Annotated in this window: 14 protein-coding genes; 8 read left to right on the top strand and 6 right to left on the bottom strand. The window is 49.9% G+C overall.

Features of this window, described 5'->3' with window-relative positions; genetic code table 11:
- Window positions 1-65 precede the first annotated feature (65 nt).
- Both lon and AZF00_RS15630 read left to right on the top strand, forming a co-directional pair.
- Window positions 66-2,474, top strand: a complete 2,409-nt coding sequence (lon, locus tag AZF00_RS15635; RefSeq protein ID WP_008251951.1) for an endopeptidase La — start codon at window positions 66-68, stop codon at window positions 2,472-2,474.
- A gap of 90 nt (window positions 2,475-2,564) precedes the next feature.
- A complete protein-coding gene (locus AZF00_RS15630; protein WP_008251950.1) occupies window positions 2,565-3,170 on the top strand; it encodes an SOS response-associated peptidase in 606 nt (201 codons plus the stop codon).
- A gap of 156 nt (window positions 3,171-3,326) precedes the next feature.
- On the opposite strand, the gene AZF00_RS15625 is transcribed toward AZF00_RS15630, so the two are convergent.
- On the bottom strand, window positions 3,327-3,566 hold the full coding sequence (locus AZF00_RS15625) for a hypothetical protein (RefSeq protein WP_008251949.1): 240 nt from the start codon (window positions 3,564-3,566) through the stop codon (window positions 3,327-3,329).
- The gene (locus AZF00_RS19375) at window positions 3,511-3,657 is read right to left on the bottom strand and encodes a TonB-dependent receptor domain-containing protein (RefSeq protein WP_143829469.1); all 147 of its coding nucleotides are present in this window, start codon (window positions 3,655-3,657) and stop codon (window positions 3,511-3,513) included. The genes AZF00_RS15625 and AZF00_RS19375 overlap by 56 nt, the downstream gene beginning before the upstream one ends.
- Before the next feature lie 808 nt (window positions 3,658-4,465).
- Between AZF00_RS19375 and AZF00_RS15620 the strand changes: the two genes are divergently transcribed.
- Both AZF00_RS15620 and AZF00_RS15615 read left to right on the top strand, forming a co-directional pair.
- Window positions 4,466-6,085 carry a thrombospondin type 3 repeat-containing protein gene (locus AZF00_RS15620; RefSeq protein ID WP_008251948.1) on the top strand — a complete coding sequence of 540 codons (1,620 nt, stop codon included), beginning with the start codon at window positions 4,466-4,468 and terminating at the stop codon, window positions 6,083-6,085.
- A gap of 42 nt (window positions 6,086-6,127) precedes the next feature.
- On the top strand, window positions 6,128-6,859 hold the full coding sequence (locus tag AZF00_RS15615; RefSeq protein WP_008251947.1) for a hypothetical protein: 732 nt from the start codon (window positions 6,128-6,130) through the stop codon (window positions 6,857-6,859).
- A gap of 136 nt (window positions 6,860-6,995) precedes the next feature.
- Here AZF00_RS15615 and AZF00_RS15610 read toward each other — a convergent pair whose 3' ends face one another.
- The 3 genes from AZF00_RS15610 to AZF00_RS15600 are packed head-to-tail and all read right to left on the bottom strand — an operon-like array spanning window position 6,996 to window position 8,405.
- Entirely contained in the window at window positions 6,996-7,757 is a 762-nt protein-coding gene (locus AZF00_RS15610; protein ID WP_008251946.1) for a hypothetical protein, read from the bottom strand.
- Window positions 7,735-8,175, bottom strand: coding sequence for a hypothetical protein (locus tag AZF00_RS15605; protein ID WP_008251945.1), 441 nt, complete (start codon window positions 8,173-8,175; stop codon window positions 7,735-7,737). Before AZF00_RS15605 ends, AZF00_RS15610 begins: the two co-directional genes overlap by 23 nt.
- Window positions 8,175-8,405, bottom strand: a complete 231-nt coding sequence (locus AZF00_RS15600; protein WP_008251944.1) for a hypothetical protein — start codon at window positions 8,403-8,405, stop codon at window positions 8,175-8,177. Before AZF00_RS15600 ends, AZF00_RS15605 begins: the two co-directional genes overlap by 1 nt.
- A 227-nt stretch (window positions 8,406-8,632) precedes the next feature.
- On the opposite strand from AZF00_RS15600, the gene AZF00_RS15595 reads away from it, so the two are divergent.
- Complete coding sequence (locus AZF00_RS15595) at window positions 8,633-10,732, top strand: TonB-dependent siderophore receptor (RefSeq protein WP_008251942.1); 2,100 nt, start codon at window positions 8,633-8,635, stop codon at window positions 10,730-10,732.
- Window positions 10,733-10,811: 79 nt separating this feature from the next.
- A complete protein-coding gene (locus tag AZF00_RS15590) occupies window positions 10,812-12,077 on the top strand; it encodes a PepSY-associated TM helix domain-containing protein (RefSeq protein ID WP_008251940.1) in 1,266 nt (421 codons plus the stop codon).
- 125 nt (window positions 12,078-12,202) lie between these two features.
- On the opposite strand, the gene AZF00_RS15585 is transcribed toward AZF00_RS15590, so the two are convergent.
- Window positions 12,203-14,809: a TonB-dependent receptor plug domain-containing protein gene (locus tag AZF00_RS15585; RefSeq protein WP_008251939.1), complete on the bottom strand. Its 2,607-nt coding sequence runs from the start codon at window positions 14,807-14,809 to the stop codon at window positions 12,203-12,205.
- A 213-nt stretch (window positions 14,810-15,022) separates the two neighbouring features.
- On the opposite strand from AZF00_RS15585, the gene AZF00_RS15580 reads away from it, so the two are divergent.
- Together AZF00_RS15580 and AZF00_RS15575 are read left to right on the top strand one after the other, a co-directional pair.
- Window positions 15,023-16,045 carry an SDR family NAD(P)-dependent oxidoreductase gene (locus AZF00_RS15580; protein WP_008251937.1) on the top strand — a complete coding sequence of 341 codons (1,023 nt, stop codon included), beginning with the start codon at window positions 15,023-15,025 and terminating at the stop codon, window positions 16,043-16,045.
- 106 nt (window positions 16,046-16,151) lie between these two features.
- On the top strand, window positions 16,152-17,033 hold the full coding sequence (locus AZF00_RS15575) for a bile acid:sodium symporter family protein (RefSeq protein WP_008251936.1): 882 nt from the start codon (window positions 16,152-16,154) through the stop codon (window positions 17,031-17,033).
- Window positions 17,034-17,153 lie beyond the last annotated feature (120 nt).

Genomic DNA, 17,153 nt, shown 5'->3' with positions numbered 1-17,153 from the left:
GCAGAGCAGCCCAATATCTTTTAAAGATACAGCGTTATTGTCATTGGCTAATTGGGAACAGTCTGATGTCTGAAGAGAAGAATCATGAGAACGTACTAGATGGTGAAATGATGAGCGGCGATGAGCGCGGCACCGGCTTGGTGATTCCCGACAGTGTCATGCCCTCTACCTTATACCTGCTTCCTGCCCTAAAACGCCCCTTTTTTCCTGCGCAAGTACAACCAATTTTATTAGATATTGTTTTGTGGGGAGAGACCGTAAAGCGCGTCACTGATAAGCAGCAGCAAGCTCTGGGCCTGCTGTACTGCGGCGAGCTTGACGACGCTAATGAGTGGCGACCAGATAAGCTCCCGACAGTAGGTTGTGCGGCCCGAATTCATCAGATTCACCAAGAGAAAGGTACCGCGCAGATCGTGGTGCAAGGTGTGAAGCGTTTTCGCATTCGGCGGTGGCTGAGTAATAAGCCACCATTTTTAGTTGAGGTCGACTACCCAGACAATATTGGCGAGCGCGATACCGATGAAGTTAAGGCCTACGCCATGGCCATTATCAAGGCAATAAAAGACCTACTGGCAATCAACCCGCTGTACAGCGAAGAATTGAAACAGTACCTCAGCCGCTTTAGCCCCAATGAACCTTCGCTCCTCGTGGATTTTGCGGCGGCAATTACCAGCAGTGCTAGCGGCGACGATCTTCAAGAAATTATGGAGACCATACCGCTGCTAGGTCGTATGGAAAAGGTGCTGCAGTTGCTGGCCAAAGAGCGTGAAGTTGCGCAGCTGCAGGGCCGTATTAGCAAGCAAGTAAACGAAAGTATTACCGACAGTCAGCGCAAGTTCTTTTTGAAGGAGCAGCTTAAGGTCATTCAGCGGGAGCTCGGTATCTCTAAGGATGATCGGTCTGCAGACGCAGATCAGTTCCGCAAAAATTTAAAGGGCAAGACATTACCCGCAGCGGCACAAAAACGCGTTGATGACGAAATTAATAAGTTAGAAGTGCTCGAGAGCGGCTCCCCAGAATACGCCGTAACCCGTAATTATTTAGACTGGCTTAGCCAATTGCCGTGGGGGGTATACTCGTCCGACCGTCTTGACCTCAAACACGCCCGCAAAGTCTTAGCAGAGCATCACCACGGGCTCGATGATGTGAAAGACCGCATTATTGAATTTCTCGCTGTGGGTAAATTTAAAGGCAGTGTGGCTGGCTCTATTGTGTTGTTAGTTGGGCCGCCGGGGGTGGGCAAAACCTCCATAGGCCGTTCTATTGCCGACGCCTTGGGGCGTAAATTTTATCGCTTCAGCCTTGGCGGAATGCGCGACGAAGCGGAGATCAAAGGGCATCGGCGCACCTATATTGGCGCTATGCCGGGTAAACTGGTGCAAGCATTAAAAGACGTTGAAACCGCAAATCCCGTTATTATGCTCGACGAGATCGACAAGCTCGGTACCTCGTTTCAAGGTGATCCAGCGTCGGCCATGTTGGAGGTGTTGGACCCTGAGCAGAATAGCGAATTTCTTGACCACTACCTTGATCTGCGTTTTGACCTCTCCAAAGTATTGTTCGTTTGTACCGCCAACCAGCTCGATAGTATTCCCGGTCCTTTGTTAGATCGGATGGAAGTGATTCGGCTTGCCGGTTATTTGGGAGAGGAAAAATTAGCGATTGCCAAAAAACATCTGTGGCCACGATTGCTGCAGCGCAACGGCATAGGCAAGCAGCAGCTCAGTATTAATGCTGCGGCACTGCGCCATGTCATTGATGGCTACGCCCGTGAAGCCGGAGTGCGAGGCTTAGAAAAGCAGCTTGGCCGCATTGTGCGCAAGGCCGCAGTGAGTTTGCTGGAAGACGGCGTTAAGAAACTGAGCATTGGGCGCGACGACGTTGAAAAATTACTTGGTAAACCCATTTTCAAAAAAGAAAAGCGGCAGCGCGGCGTTGGTGTAATGACAGGCCTTGCTTGGACCGCAATGGGCGGGGCAACGCTAGCAGTCGAGTGCTCGCGCATCCATACCTTGAGTCGCAGCTTTCAGCTTACGGGGCAGCTCGGTGACGTGATGAAGGAGTCGGCGACAATTGCCTACGGTCATATTATGTCTAATCTGGAGCGTTTCGGCGCTGACCCCAAATTTTTTAATGAGTCAATGATTCACCTTCATGTGCCAGAGGGCGCGACACCCAAGGATGGCCCGAGCGCGGGTGTCACTATGGCTTCCGCACTGCTATCGCTAGCGCTAAATAAAGCGCCAAAACCGGGTTTTGCTATGACCGGTGAATTGACCTTGACTGGTCAAGTGCTGCCGGTGGGGGGGATTCGCGAAAAGTTAATTGCGGCAAAACGTATTGGTATCAAAAAAATCATACTTCCGGAGGGCAATCGTCGTGACTACGACGAGCTGCCGGCATATGTGCGCAGTGGTGTTGATGTTTATTTTGCTGAGCACTTTGATGATGTCCGTGAGGTGTTGTTTAATTAAGCTTAACTCGACCTAACGTGATCTCCGTCAACGGGGGTGAGTTAGGTCATCAACTCATATCGCTATCTAATTGCAAGACTAGGTGAATGAATGTGCGGCGCATTTGAACAGCATGGTATAGCGATGCATAAATGGGCCGCGATATTGGCTGATTGGCCAGCTAATGATATCGACAGAAAAAATATCCGTCCCACTGATTTGGCTGCGACCCTTGATGCGCAGGGCCATGCGCTGCGCAAGTGGTCGCTGCTTCCCCGTTGGTCAAAGGAGCCAAAGCTAAAGTTCGCCACATTTAATGCCCGTGCTGAAACACTCACTGAGAAGCCCACTTTTCGTGATGCCTGGCGTCGATCGCAGCGTTGTATTATTCCCGCCTCGGCCTATTTTGAATGGCCGGTATTAGATGGCAAAAAGCAATGTCACCGATTAGCTAGAGATGACGGCGAAGGGATTTTATTTGGTGGACTATGGGAGACGTGGCAACAGGCAGAAATACAGCTTGAGACCTTTACGATCATTACCACTGCTGCGGCAAGGGATATTGACTGGGTTCACCCGCGCACCCCGTTGTTAATTGACATAGAGCATATTGATCAATGGTTAACGGCTTCGCCAGAAGAGGCTGGGCATTTGCTGCGGCCAAGGCATAACACTGGCTTGCAGGCGTGTGCGGTGCTTAGCCCTAAAGAATGTTAAGGCGCCATTTGTCTGGTGCGTAGTACGTCCTTCTCTGATTTCGCTTTTGACTTCCCTCTGTTTTTTAGGTTTGGTGGTCGCTTAAAATCTCATACCGGCTCTTGGCGGCGATTATTGTTAATAAGACGGGCATTAATTTATTCCAGTCGGTGTCCGTCATTTTGAGATGCTTAAGGCGTCGACTGGCTCCAGTACCACCCCATAGCTCAGGTTAACCGACTCTTCTTCTTTCAGCTTTGGAATGCCAATGGCCTTGGCAACGGTGCTGTCATAGCGGAAAGTGCCCCGCTCCTGCGCGGTTAGGCCTCCTGAACCGTCGGTTACAAACTGGGTGCTAATATTATTGAAAGTACTGCTGCTGCATAGACGGAGCTCGGAAACCAGTACTTGCGGCACCTCGCAAGCTCACCCTGTCGGTTGCCCGAAAACTGCTGGCCAGCTTGAAGTATGCGGTTCCGCCGAAATCATCGTAATTGTTGTAGCGCACTGCGCCACTGAGTAGTCAGGCGTCGGAGATATCGTACTCGGCATCGGCCGTCGGCGACGCGTTAGCACGAATTGCCGCTTGGCATCCACGCTTGGATCATGACCCTGCCCAGCAATGGCTGCGGGGTGTTTTGGAGCGGGTTGCGGCGATAAATTAAAGCTAAGCTTTCTTTGGGGCCTAAAAATACACGCTGCGCTATATTTAACGTGGCCTTTGTGATTTTCGGTAGCAGCCCAATATAGTCTAAAGATACAGTGTTATTGTCATTGGCTAATCCCGATGCTAGTCCTAAAAATGTTTGAGTATTCCTGGCGGGGCGCGCTGTCTTTGCGTGTGGGTGGCTGGTTTGTCTTTATAGATCATCGCGCATTGGTGTCTGGCGCGGTGATATTCCTTTCAGCATCTTGCGCAATATTTTACGCAAGACTTGCAGCATATGCCGCGTGTTAATAAATATATCGGATCCAAAAGCATACTTAGAAGCCTCATTTTATCAGTGGCTTAGCGAATTTCGATATTTCGAAAATTATTTTTTGTTGCGGTCCCCAGTATTTACGTCGGCTAGCTTGCGGTTGTGCGATTTTTGAACAGGATTGATAAAAAAACTTACTTGTAAATTTTTTTGCTTAGCTATTAAATGCGGTCTAGGGAACATTTCTGCCATGGAGTGCATTAGCGAAATACATAATTAAAAGCAAGTAATAGCTGTCGCAGTCAGCGAAATTTTCTATTTTCTACTGCTGTGTTTAGTGTTGCTGTCAATCAAATCGTACTAACTAATTAACGCCATACCTTAATTGGGGGTTTCATGTTACGACAACAACTCGCTCTTTTTAGAGCGAAAGGGTTTGCTATTGCCCTTATTTCTGCAGCAGTAAGTGCTTGCGGTGGTGGAGGTGGCGGTGGATCGTCAGCGAGTTCCGCAGCGAGTATTGGTGGCGCGGGTGTAAAGGGGCCTCTAGCGAACGCGAGTATTAATGCCTACGCATTTGATGCAAATAGCATAGATTTATTGGGTGCCCTGTTGGGCTCCGGATCAACAAATGATAGTGCGGCCATAACCGATCTGAGTATTCCTGCTAGCCACCGTGGAGCGGTGATACTTGAGATATCGGCTGACGAATACACCGTTGATATTTCCACCGGAACAGTGCCAATTATTAAGCGCTTGTTGACGGTGATTAATGTCAGTGATGCTAGTTTAGATGACGTTTATCTCTCGCCATTAACCACTATCGCCTATCGTTTGGCCGCACAGAATGGTGATTTAGCAACGCCTGTTTATAACGGGAATGCAGATGGCCAGTTGAGCGAAGAGGAGTTTCTTTCGGCCTTTTCTGTCGCTTCTCGCCAAACTGCAAGTGCGCTCGGTTTTGGTATGAGTGCATCGGTGTCACTTAACTCAACGGCACCGCTAATTAATAATAGTGTGAATAGCGTCGAGAAGCAGGTGTTGGCGGCGCAATATCGAACGGCAATTGAAGCGGTTAGCGCTGTTGCTAAGAGTCTTGCTGATAGCGCTACGCAAAATAATGCAGCAAATACCGTAGATAGCGAAGCTATGTTAGCTGCGCTCGCTGACGATTTAGCGGATGGCAGTATTGATGGTTTGTCCAAAGGTAATGTCATCGCGGCGTTTAGTGACGTTAATAATGTCGTTGATTTAGTTACCGTTGACCCCTCTACACTGGTTATTCCCGGGACCAACATTAAGGTGACCGAGATAGCGAGTGTTCTTGTTAGCGAAAAGAATCGCACAGGTGCTGGTACTGATACTGCTGCACTTGAAAGTGGTGAGGCTAAATCAGAGCCAGTCGCCGCACGTACCGTGCCAGACTCTGATGACGATGGTGTCGACGACAGTCAGGACAATTGCCCGGCGCTTGCTAATTCGCAACAGGCAGATCTAGACGGCGATGGTAAGGGCGATATTTGCGATGAAGATATTGACGGTGATGGTGTTAATAACGACGCCGATGCTTTTCCAGAAGAAGAAAATGAGTCTGTAGATACTGATCTCGACGGCACTGGCAATAATGCCGACTCTGACGACGACGGAGATGGTGTTGCGGACGATCAAGATGCCTTCCCGTTAAATCCAGCGGAATCTCTAGATAGCGATAGCGACGGTATTGGCAATAACGCTGACCCTGATGATGACAACGATGGTGTTATTGACGAGGAAGATGCATTTCCACTTGATGCAACTGAGTCAGTCGATACCGATAACGACGGAACTGGAGACGGCGCAGATACAGATCGTGACGGAGACGGTGTTGCAAATGAATTAGATAACTGTCCGTTAACGCCTAACGAAGACCAGTTAGATTCTGACAACGATAATATCGGTGATGCCTGCGACGATTCAAGCGATTCTACAATTGCCGTGTGGGATGGATTTAATTGGGATCAAGCCGATTGGCAGTAATGGTTTCCCAGAAAAACAAAAAATTTATTAAAGGAATTATTTATGACTATGAAAAAAATGGCTTTATCACTAGCTGTAGCGTCAATTTCAATGAGCGCGTTTGCCCAGCTTGAAGACGCTTCTTTGAACACTTTCTCGGCTAATACACCTGCCAAAGCAGCCGAAGTGAATCAAAATTTCACGGTACTTAAAAACGGTATTAATGCTATTGCTAGCACGGTAGCTGTGCTTTCTGACCGCATTGTGGCAATCGAAGAATACGCCCCAAATCAATCAGTCGCAGGTCGTTGTTATAGTGTTACCAGCTATGAAACTGAATTGGCGCGCGAAAACAGCGCTAATCCTGATAAACCTTATAATTCTGGTAAGGGCTATGTTAATGGCTTGCAAGTTAAGAGCGGATACCTCTTTTTTGATGCCGATAATCAAACTGCCCGTATTTCGGTCCGTCGTGATACTGTTAGCCAATATTTTCTTGAGACCGGTGATGAGGGTGCTTCGGGCGACTTAATCAATACCGAATACACTGACCACAATATTACATGGTCGCAAACAAACTCTTCCATTGTGACGCAGCGCAATCGTGGTGCTGATGAAGGGGTTGAGGAGATCGCGTTTACTAGTTCGAAGTCGGGCGACGTTCTGTTTGCTACTCACATAGAAACGAACAGTTATTCGAGCGGTGCTAAAGCAGCTGCAGTGGAACTGTATCTGCTAAATGAAATGGCTTGTAGCGAGGCCCTGCAGGGCGACGCCGCGCTCACTACTCGATAAATTGACTGCCGCTTTAGGCCAGGGAAGGGCTAAAGCGCGTTATGAAAAGATACTTACTGTTGTCTGCGTTTAGCGCCTTTTCCACAAACGACTGCAGAAAATGATGTTTAACTATTTACGCTTAAAGTAAATAAACTCAATTCTCTAATTTCATGTTCTTGCTGTTTAATGATGATTCGCGTGCCAAAATCTCATGACGGTGTTTGGTGGCGATAATGGTTAGCAGCACTGGCATTAATTTATTCCAATCGGTACCGGTTACTTTAAAGAAACCATAGGTGGCGAGTGCCAGCCAGCCCGGTGGGCCAATAAGTTGCGCAATGGTCGCCGATAAGCCTGTATAGGCGGCATAGGGTAAGGTGATGCCCACCGCGTGGGTCGCGAAACCAAGTGCTGTGGTGGCGCCAGCGTACACCGCATAACCTGAGGCATTGGCTAGCGCTAATACACTGGCTGCGGTGCGCAAACCACCAATTTCCCGGCTTTTGACTCCCGCCGCTTCCCACATTGGGGTGGCATTGAATTCGTCTGTAAAAAAACGGTTGCGTTGCACAGGATTCATTCGCGCAAGTGCGGTCACAATCACGGCCTGAGGAATGAAACGTTCGTAATCGTCTATTGATGTGCAGTGTTTATGGATGCCGAGCTTTCTTGCCGCGCCTGCCAATAAAACCTCGTAGCTTGGGCAAGGCATATCCTCGCCGGTATCTTGCCTTACAACACGCTTAAAATTGCTTTTAATGCGGTGTCTGGTGCGGGAGTTGTATAGCCAACGAATTTGTTCGGTAATGGCCTGAGGGCTAGCACCTTCGTCGAGCTCGCAGAGAATGGCCAAGATGCATATGTCGCGCTCGTCCCAGCTTGTAAATAAGCTCTTAAGTGCGGTCTGATTTTTCACGTTTTTTCCGTTCTAGCATAATCTCCGCTCGCGAGCGCAGGGGCGTGTTATTGCGCAGGGCGTCAAAACCGTCGTGTTGCTCTTTAGGCTTCTTTGTCTCAGCTTTATTTGCTTGGCGTGGCGATTTACCCGCGCCATTTTTTTGCGCGCGAGTTACTTTGCTGGCCTTGGCAATTTTGCGTTCAACAAACCATAAATAGCCGATTCCCGCCAACAACCAGCCCAGCCAGCGGAAGTAAAAAGCCAGCGGTGCTAGGTCTAAGCGTTCTGTTGCTTTAAAGAATGCGAAGGCTTCAGTGTGAATTAAGTTCACCGCCAAAATAGCCAGCACGGTAACGATTATACCGAGGGCGCGCTGGCGAATATGTCGTCGCCAAATTACATACAGTACGCCGCTGCGCAATAAAGGCATCAACATTAAAAGTGACCTAGGGTGAGGGCGGCTATCAGCGCGGCAAGACTGTAATTCCTCAGCTTGCCCCGCAGCTTTATTTCTTCATCGTGTACGAGAATCTCCAATTCGTCGGCGCCTAACTCGCCGGGCGTGATGCCTTTCATCGCCAATTGTTTCTTGGCGTTGGTGATCGCGCCCTCGCGGATCCGCGTTCGGTATTTGGCGAGTAGTTTGTTTTTAGCTTGGCTAATCATAGGCTCTTAATGCGTGCTCGTGTCGGCTAGTGCTTTTCTCCATTCTAGCTCGCAGAAGGAGGCTTAGCGACCAGCTAGGTTTTAATAAAGTGGCGCTGACCGTTCTCGTCAGTGCTTCGGGGTAATTTATACGAATCTAAATGATAATGATTTGCATTTATAATTCTGAGTTAATATACTTCTGCCATTCACCTTAGGTCGCAGCACCCATACACAGCGAGAGCATCATGGCTAATTACACCACCTTATCCCTCCGCGCGGCGGTTGCGCTAGTGTCTTTTGGCATGACGACAACCGTTGTTGCTCAAAACGCCGGCGACCAAAAAGTTGCAGCAAAGCGCGACAATACTGCCGTTGAGTACGTTCATGTTTATGGCGAGCAGGGTAAAACCACCACAGCAACTAATCTCAATTTAAGCCTATTTGAAACCCCACAAACGGTCACTGCTATTTCACGTTCACAAATGGACGACTTTCTGTTGGATAAAGCTAACGAGGTGCTTGACTACACCCCAGGGGTGACGGTGGAAGAGGTTGAAACACACCGCACTTACTACACCGCGCGCGGGTTTGATATTGTCAATTTTCAATACGACGGTGTAGGAACGCCATTCGCATTTGGCCTTGTGCAAGGCCAGTCGGATACCGCTGTATATCAAAAAATAGAAGTGGTTAAAGGCGCCGCGGGTTTAATTACCGGCTTGGCGAACCCTTCAGCCACTATAAACTACGTTCGTAAGCGGCCAACAGAAGACCTGCAAGCTAACGCCCGGGCTTCCGTCAACGAGTGGAATGGCTATCGTCTCGACGGCGATGTATCTGGACGTCTAGGGGACGGTGTGCGCGGGCGCGTGGTGGTCGCTAGCGAAGATACCGAGTCGTATCTTGATCGTCATGAAGACAGCACCAATTTGTTTTATGGCGTGCTGGAATTCGATCTCAGCGAAGAAACCTTACTCACGGTAGGCCACAGCTACGATCTGAATGAAGCCGACGGCATTTTATGGGGTGCCTTACCCTTGAGTTATTCAGACGGCACCCCGACGGATTACGAGGTATCTACCAGTAGTGCCCCTGATTGGTCATTTCGCGATACCGAGCAGCAACAAACCTTTGTCGAGCTAAAACACCAGCTTAGTGATAAGTGGATGTTGAGTGGTATTTATACAAAAACAGATACGGATATTGAATCAGAACTGTTTTACATCGCAGGCTCTCCCAACCCAGATGAATCGGGGCTTAGCGCCTATACCGGACGTTATTTGAATGGTGTTAAAAGGGATATGTTTGACATCTCTGCCTCCGGTTATATTGAGGTGGGAGGTCGTGAACATCAGCTAGTGGTGGGCTATAACCGCGCTGATGTAGAAATTACTGGCGCGTCTTATCTAGATCTGGCAAACGGTTACCCAGCGCTGGGTTCCGATTGGGCGCAGGGCAATAGCCCACGGCCTAATTTTGTTGACCACGACCCTATTGGCGGCACCAGTAAGGTCGAGCAAGAGCATCAATCGTTCTATGCGGCGGCGCGTATCAGTTTCAGCGATCAGCTTTCAGCCCTTATGGGAGCGCGTAAAGCGGAATACGAGCAAAGTGGCGTGAGCTACGGCGGCTTGGCAAATACTGATGCAGATGAGCTTGTGCCGTATTTTGGCCTTAGCTACCAAGTGACTGACGATGTGATGCTCTATGGCAGTCACTCTGAAGTATTTTCACCTCAGTTGTTTGTTGACCCCCAGCTGCGTCCCCTTGGCGCGGCTAAGGGCGAAAGCTCGGAAATTGGTTTTAAAACGGCATTTAACAATGAGCGCGCCATTCTTACCGTGGCGGTCTTTCAGTCAGAAATAGGAAACCTCGGCGTTTTTGTCGGCAACGACATCGACAGTGGTGTGGCGACCTATGAACCGAAAACTCAAGAAAGTGAAGGCTATGAAATTGAGCTTGCCGGTCAGTTGTCGGATGAGCTGAATATTAGCGCGGGCTACACCAAAGTTGATATTCGTGATGTAAACGGCGAGGTCATTCCCTATATTCCGGAGCACATGATTAAAGCTTCTGCCTCCTACCAAATCCCTCGTATTCCGGCGTTAAAAGTTGGCGGTGTACTCAAGTGGCAAGACACTATTACCACCACAGGGGCCACCGCAAAGCAGCAAAGCTATGCACTCTTGGATCTTGTGCTTAGCTATCGACTTAGCGAACAAGTCTCCGCTGCAATTAATATTAATAACCTAAACGACGAAAAATATTACAACAGCCTTTACTGGGATCAAGCTTATTTTGGCGCGCCTCGTAATGTAGCGCTTTCAGTGAGCTGGACGCTTTAAGTGGCACAAGCTTCGGGTGCGGCCGCACTCGGAGTTCATTAAATTATCCCTGTTACGAATCTTACCTAGGGTCAGTCCAATGCGTGTTTTCTTCACCCTTGTGCATCGCTATCTTGGCTTAAGTATCGCGGTGTTTTTAATTATTACGGGGCTGACCGGCGCCATTATCTCTTGGGATCACGAGTTGGACGAACTGCTCAATCCTCATTTGCTAGAGGCCTCCACGGCCGGTACACCGCAAAGTGCAACTCGCTTGGCGCACCGAGTTGAGCAGCAATACCCAGAGGTGCAGGTCACATACTATGAGACCGCTGCGGAACTCGGGCATAGCTACGCGTATTGGGTAGAGCCACGAGTAAATCCGCAAAGTGGTGAACTGTATCGCCCCGGCTTTAATCAGGTTTATGTCGACCCTGTTAGCGGCGACATTCTCGGGAAACGGGAATGGGGTGCGGTGTGGCCAATAAGCCGTGAAAACTTTGTGTCTTTTCTCTACAAATTGCACTTTAGCCTGCATATCCCTGAGTTTAAAGATATTCACTGGGGCGTGTTATTACTGGGGGTAATTGCCCTTATTTGGACAGTAGACTGTTTTGTTGGCTTTTATTTGACGCTACCGCGTCGTCGTCGGAAGCGCCGCGTAAGTCAGGTGAGGGGCGATCAGTTTCGGAGTAATCAATCTTACTGGCAACGTTGGAAAGCTGCGTGGAAAATTCGTCGCAAGGCGGGTAGTTATAAGCTTAATTTCGATTTACATCGCGCCTTTGGTTTATGGACTTGGCTACTACTATTTGTGATCGCCTTTACTGGCTTCTCGCTGAATCTGTATCGAGAGGTGTTTTTTCCGCTGATGAGTCTCGTCTCCGACGTGACACCGACACCCATCGACAGCCGTACCCCCTCTGGTCATCACAATCCTATTGAAGCGCATTTTGGTTTTGAAAAAGCCATTGCATTAGGTGCCGAGCAAGGTCGTGGGCGCAACTGGCAAGCCCCGGTTGGCAGTCTTTGGTATGCACGGGAATTTGGGGTTTACCGCTTGGAGTTTTTTGCCCCAGAGGACGGCCACGGCGCCGGTGGTGTAGGTCACAAAGCAATTTATATCGACGCCAAAACCGGTGACTACCTTGGCGATTGGTTGCCCTGGCAGGGCAGCGCTGCGGATATTTTCGTGCAAGCGCAGTTTCCCGCCCATTCCGGCAGAATACTCGGTTTGCCCGGTCGTATACTTATTTCGGTAATGGGCGTGGTGGTGGCCATGTTAAGTGTGACGGGGGTTATTATTTGGCTGCGAAAACGGGGAGCCAGAGTTGTGGTGCAAAGGCGACAGTCGCGCTATGCATAAATGATATTTCGCTGGACCTTCGTGTTGAATGCGCAATAAAAATGGCGAGCTGAGATCAGTTCGCCATTTTTATTGATAGTATTCGACACGCCTGAAATAGGCGCATCATCGAGCGTTTTTATTCTCTAAAAATCATAAACCACACCGGCAAAGAAATACGCGCCATTAAAGCCAAATGGCGCGGAGCGGCGGGAGTATTGAAATACCCCTGGCGAACTGACAAACACATTGCCGTTACTGTCGGCTATGGTACCGGCACGGCTCTGGCCGATTCGGTTTCTGTCGGGTGTTTCGTCGAGAATATTATTGCCCCCAACATTAATCGTTACATCGTCTTTTAGGCGGTAACTTAAATTGACATCGGTTAATACTTTGGAGCTAAAGGTCTGCCGGTTTGCGGCGCCGGTGCAGGAGCCCTCACACACGGTGTACTCGCCGTAGCGATTAAAAGCGAGTACGGCAGTGAAGCGCTCAAGGGAGTAATTGAAGCTAAGGTTGATGCGATCCTTTGGCTGCCATTCTTCAATAATGGAAATGTCCTGTTTGCTAAAAACGTCTGAGGGGTTGAGGGTTGCGAGTCCGCCACCGGCAAACACTTTTGTTACTTCAGTCTCAGTAAAGTTAGCAGCAAATGAAATGGCCAAATCACCAGCGCCAGCGGCCATGGCGTAGGTGCTGACAATATCTACCCCGCTGGTCTCGGTGTCGGCGCCATTGAGGAAGAACTGGGCACTGCTTGCACCCGCTGCGGCTAATGCGGCGGTCAGGTTGGGATCGCCAAGGGAGGAGCTTAAGCCACCACTTAAGACGATGCGGTCTTTAATATCGATTTGGTAGGCGTCTATGGTGATGGTTAATGCGTCGACTGGCTCTAATACCACCCCTAAGCTCAGGTTAACCGACTCTTCCTCTTTTAGCTCTGGAATACCAATGGCTTTGGCCACTGTGCTGTCGTTACGGAAGGTACCGCGCTCTTGTGCTGTTAGCCCGCCCATGCCGTCAGAGACAAACTGAGTACTTATATTGTTGAAGTACTGCTGTTGCATTGAGGGTGCGCGAAAACCGGTACTCGCCGCGCCCCTAAAGCTCACTCTGTCCGTTGCGCGGAAACTGCTGGCGAGTTTGAAGTTAACCGTGCCACCAAAATCATCGTAATTGTCGTAGCGCAGCGCACCACTGGCCAGCCATGCATCAGAGATTTCATACTCGGTATCGGCGTATAGCGACCATACATCGCGGCTTTCATTCAGTTCGTTGCCAGGTTGGAAGCCTGGAAATACCTGAATGCCAGCAGCGGCATCGGCGGCATACATAGATGCGCCATTGGCATCTGTGTCGTAGTCAAAATAAGAGTATTCGTCGCCGGCCTTAATTTCATAATCGTCGCGGCGCAATTCCGCGCCCCAAGCTAGGCTCCAGGCGCCAAGTTGTTGAGTGAAATCGAGGTTGATGGTTTGTAAGCCAAGGCTTAGCTCACCGGCATCGGCGGCCCGGGACGCGCTGGCGCGAATCTCGGCATCGCTGAGGCTCTGCCCGTAGCGCAATTCGTTGATGTACGAGGCATTGACGGAATTGCTGATATAAAAGGCAAAGTCGTTCCAGCCAATGGTGTAAGACACATCCATTGTTACATCGTTGCTCAGTTCTTGCCGGTAGCCCAGATTGGCGGAAAAATCATCTATTTGGGTGTTAATTAATGGGAGGAAGCCATTGGGTGCAAAGGCTTCGCCGTCTGCCAAGGTTGGGTTGTTGTCGGTTTGATTGGCGCGGCGATAAAAGCCCCCCGAGGTGCTTTCGCGGTCTGAGTACGTAACAAAGCCATAGAGCTCGCCGGACTCCAGCTGGTAGGCGGAGTTGAGTATCACGGCCAATTGTTCTGACTCGGCATCGCCAATTCTAAAATTGCGACGGGGAAAGCTGGCTTCCCGTGGATCGGAGGCTTCGTCTATTCCATCAGGGTCCGTACCTGAACTGGTGGTGCCATCGTTGTTCGCATCACACCCGGCTAAATACTGGCATTCACCGCTGAGCCCGGCGCGATTAGTTGAACCGCGATCTCGGTAATTTAATGTCGCATTGATAAACCCGCGATCACCCAAGGCGAGGCCTTTGGAGAGATCGAGGTTATAAGTGGTACCGTCACCTTCGGAATACTCCCCGTACGAGACTCCAATGCGGCCCGCTTCGGGTTCGTCGCTGAGCACAATATTAATGACGCCAGCAATGGCGTCTGAACCGTACTGCGCCGCTGCGCCATCGCGCAGCACTTCAATTCGCTTAATCGCGGCGCCAGGTACGGCATTCATGTCTACCCCCGAGGTGCCTCGGCCCACAGAAGTGTTAACGTGAATCAGGGCGCTGGTGTGCCGCCGCTTGCCGTTAATGAGCACCAAGGTTTGATCTGGGCCTAGGCCGCGCAAGGTGGCGGGCCTAAGCGCATCCGTGCCGTCGCTAATCGATGAGCTGGAAAAATTAAACGATGGCGCTACCGACTGGAGCATTCGGCCCACTTCAGTTTGGCCGGTTTGACGGAGGGTATCTGCCCCCAGCGAGTCGACGGGAACCGGCATATCTACTGCGGTTCGGCCGGGTTTGCGAGACCCTAATACCACGACCTCTTCAATTTCTAGTGTCTTTCCTGCGGCATTGGCATTTTGTGCGTAGATATCGCTCGCTGCGATTGATATCAGGCAGACCCCAAGGGGTAATTTTAGTTTTTCGACATAGGACATAGATATCTTCCCCATTATGATTATTATTTACGTCGAGCAAGCAGATCACTTTAGTAGAAAGCGTTCTCCATAGCCTTCCTTCCAATATAGGGCAGATTTCGTCATTCACAAGTTGCACTTGGGTACTATTACCACCTGCGTGGCGTGTTGTGATAAGAAATTTCTGGCTGCAGATGATTTGATGCAAAACGGGCGTAGACAAAGGAAACAGCTATGGCAGGGATCTTAGAAAAACTACAGAATATGTTTAGGGGTGCTAGCATCGCTGAGCCCGTGGATTTGCAGCATCGACATTTTATTGTGACTGGTTGCGCCACGGGTTCCTTAGGCTTTGCCACGGCCTTGCAGTTACTCGCGCAGGGCGCGGTGGTCTCGGTAACGGTACGCAATAATAGTGAGGCAATTGCGGCAGCGTTGCGCGAGCAGTTGGCTGCTCGCTTCCATCAAAATATTCACGCTTTTGATTTGGATTTGTCGCAGTTCAGCTCGGTCGAAACTTTTGTGCGAGCCTACGAAGCCACGTCCTTAGGGTTAGATGTGCTCATTAATAATGCGGGTATTCATCTCGATCTGATGTCGAGGTGGACGTCGCCACAGCTTAGCGCTGATGGCTTTGAAATTCAGTGGCGGGTTAATTACTTGGGCACAGCGCATCTTACATACCGTCTACTGCCGCTGCTCAAAACGTCGGCGGCTATTTCTGGCGACAGCCGCGTAGTGACCGTGGTTTCGCAGCTGCATAGCAGAGGTCTTAATGCCGAGTTTTTTACGCCGCAGCGGCCGTATAATTCTTGGAATGCTTACGGGCAATCCAAATTGGCATTGGTGCATTTAACGCGCAGCATAGACGCACACTTCGCACAACACGGCATTAGCAGCTATTGCCTGCATCCCGGTGCGGTATACACCAATGTGGCAGGCAAAGGTCTTGCCGACACCGGGCTTATCGAAAAAGTGCGCAGCGCCTTAGCGCCCATCGAAAAGCTATTTTTGAAAACGGCAAGCCAGGGCGCGCAAACCCAAATTCACTGCGCTACCGCCGCGACGGCAATATTGAACTCTGGGGGCTATTATAGTGATCTGCAGCTTGGGGTGGCGAGTACCGAAGCCGATGACGCCGACGTTGCAGAGCGTTTATGGGGCAATGTGCAGCGCTGGGTGACTGAGGTGAGCAAGGTTAAATCTAGGCAGGCCATTGCTGAGAGGCGCCATGCGAGTCGCCTGGGGCTTAAATAAGTCGATGAATTAGGCAAAACTGTCATCTTTGTAACAGATAAACGGCATGTTTAAGCCTAAACTGCTGGCCTAGCGTATTTTTTTACAACAATAAGGAAGAAAAGCGATGGGGCAGAGTGTGTTTATCGATATTGGTTTACCCGTTTCTCTTTTTATCATCATGATTGGTATGGGGCTCGGCTTAACCGTTAAAGATTTTGTAAAAGAGGCGCATCATCCTCGCGCAGCTATAGCGGGTAGTATCGGGCAGCTGCTGGTTTTACCTGCACTTGGCTTTTTGGTGGCGTGGGGTTTAGGTTTATCTCCCGCTATTGCCGTTGGCCTGGTGATACTTGCGGCCTGCCCCGGTGGCGCAACATCGAATGTTATTACCTATTTAGCCAGAGGTAATGTGGCGCTCTCTATTGTAGTTACCGCCGTTGCCAGTATCGCGACGATTATGACTTTGCCGTTATTGGTGAATCAGGCATTGAGTTGGCAGCTTGGTCGCTCTGCCAATGTCACCATGCCGGTTGTCGATACTATTGTTATGTTGGTGGTGATCGTTTTACTACCGACGGGTATAGGTATGCTTATTCGAGCAAGGGCGCCAATTTTTGCGGTCCGTTCAGAGAAAAAATTTAATGCCTTTGGCGCTGTGGTGCTGCTGAGTTTAATCGTCATTATCTCTTACGGTTTGCGTGACCAGCTTCTAGGACTACTGATTCAAGCGGGCCCTGCTTGCATATTGCTTAACATTTTGGGGATTGGCGCAGGCTTAGGCATTGCGCGTATTGTTGGCGTGGCAAAGCCAGACCAAATGGCCATTGCGGTGGAGCTTGGCATAAAAAATAGCACCATCGGCATTTTGGTCGCGACAACGATTCTTGGCTCGCAGGAAATGGCGATACCGTCGATGGTATACGGGCTAACTATGTATGTGTTTGGCGCGGGCTTGGTGGCGTTTGGGCGGTCTACCATTGCCGTGAAGAGTGTGACGCCTTTGTAAGGCCTGCGCCTGAACTTGATGCTCAGTGGATGTTGTTGACCTGTTAGGTTTTGATTAAATAAATTAAAACGGCAGGCCTCAGCGTCACCGCTTCATGAGTTGCATTTGTACTCGTGCGAG

The organism is Zhongshania aliphaticivorans, assembly GCF_001586255.1.
Classification (GTDB): Bacteria; Pseudomonadota; Gammaproteobacteria; order Pseudomonadales; family Spongiibacteraceae; genus Spongiibacter; species Spongiibacter aliphaticivorans.
Note: the sequence above shows the minus strand (reverse complement) of the source record. Positions and strands in the feature narration are given on the sequence as shown.

What these genes read in the sequence shown, in the direction of transcription:
- AZF00_RS15630 (WP_008251950.1), top strand. Translation starts at nt 2,565, where the DNA reads ATGTGCGGCGCATTTGAACAGCATGGTATAGCGATGCATAAATGGGCC.
- AZF00_RS15605 (WP_008251945.1), bottom strand. Translation starts at nt 8,175, where the DNA reads ATGTTGATGCCTTTATTGCGCAGCGGCGTACTGTATGTAATTTGGCGA.
- AZF00_RS15585 (WP_008251939.1), bottom strand. Translation starts at nt 14,809, where the DNA reads ATGTCCTATGTCGAAAAACTAAAATTACCCCTTGGGGTCTGCCTGATA.
- AZF00_RS15620 (WP_008251948.1), top strand. Translation starts at nt 4,466, where the DNA reads ATGTTACGACAACAACTCGCTCTTTTTAGAGCGAAAGGGTTTGCTATT.
- AZF00_RS15615 (WP_008251947.1), top strand. Translation starts at nt 6,128, where the DNA reads ATGACTATGAAAAAAATGGCTTTATCACTAGCTGTAGCGTCAATTTCA.
- AZF00_RS15600 (WP_008251944.1), bottom strand. Translation starts at nt 8,405, where the DNA reads ATGATTAGCCAAGCTAAAAACAAACTACTCGCCAAATACCGAACGCGG.
- AZF00_RS15580 (WP_008251937.1), top strand. Translation starts at nt 15,023, where the DNA reads ATGGCAGGGATCTTAGAAAAACTACAGAATATGTTTAGGGGTGCTAGC.
- AZF00_RS15590 (WP_008251940.1), top strand. Translation starts at nt 10,812, where the DNA reads ATGCGTGTTTTCTTCACCCTTGTGCATCGCTATCTTGGCTTAAGTATC.
- lon (WP_008251951.1), top strand. Translation starts at nt 66, where the DNA reads ATGTCTGAAGAGAAGAATCATGAGAACGTACTAGATGGTGAAATGATG.
- AZF00_RS15575 (WP_008251936.1), top strand. Translation starts at nt 16,152, where the DNA reads ATGGGGCAGAGTGTGTTTATCGATATTGGTTTACCCGTTTCTCTTTTT.
- AZF00_RS15595 (WP_008251942.1), top strand. Translation starts at nt 8,633, where the DNA reads ATGGCTAATTACACCACCTTATCCCTCCGCGCGGCGGTTGCGCTAGTG.